This window comes from Bacillus cereus group sp. BfR-BA-01382 (genome assembly GCF_022663475.1).
Taxonomy (GTDB): domain Bacteria; phylum Bacillota; class Bacilli; order Bacillales; family Bacillaceae_G; genus Bacillus_A; species Bacillus_A thuringiensis_S.
The window spans coordinates 1-529 of record NZ_JAKUFQ010000265.1 but is presented as its reverse complement, the minus strand read 5'-3'; the positions used below and the strand labels follow the sequence as shown (position 1 = coordinate 529).

Genomic DNA, 529 nt, shown 5'->3' with positions numbered 1-529 from the left:
CGTTTAGAGATTGGAAGAAAAGAAGAACTGCTTAAAAGCGGTTCTTTTTTTATGTTTCATAGAATATGCGGAGCCAATGATATCTATTATATAAAGATAAATATAAACAGGTATTTTATAAAATTCATTAAAAAGGTGGAGTTAAGATGTTAGAACTTACTCAAAAAGAAATGGAAATTGTAGCGAGTAAATTTGAATTAACTATGGAAGGTTTAAAAGAAGATATTGAAGAAGAGAATGTTCGAATCTTCCCTTCATATGAAGCGTTTTTCTATTGGTTACATGATGAAATGAAACCAAAAGAGCTTATTAAACTAATGTTTGAAAAGAAGACTTTGGCAGATAAAACAGAACACATTGTTTTAGAAAGTGGCAAAACAGTTTGTATGCTGTAAATAAATTTTTAATATAAAAAGGTGTTTATAAAATTAATTAAAAGGTGGAATTGTAATGAAGCAAGTAAATGAAAATAAATCAATTAAATTCGGTTTAAATACTGAAGTAAACAAGAATCAGACATTGAATGATT

At 26.8% G+C, this 529-nt stretch carries 1 protein-coding gene; it reads left to right on the top strand.

Annotation, left to right across the window (positions count from 1 at the left end):
* Positions 1 to 146: 146 nt before the first annotated feature.
* Positions 147 to 395: a hypothetical protein gene (locus MR160_RS33860; RefSeq protein ID WP_242299228.1), complete on the top strand. Its 249-nt coding sequence runs from the start codon at positions 147 to 149 to the stop codon at positions 393 to 395.
* Positions 396 to 529 lie beyond the last annotated feature (134 nt).

What these genes read in the sequence shown, in the direction of transcription:
- MR160_RS33860 (WP_242299228.1), top strand. Translation starts at nt 147, where the DNA reads ATGTTAGAACTTACTCAAAAAGAAATGGAAATTGTAGCGAGTAAATTT.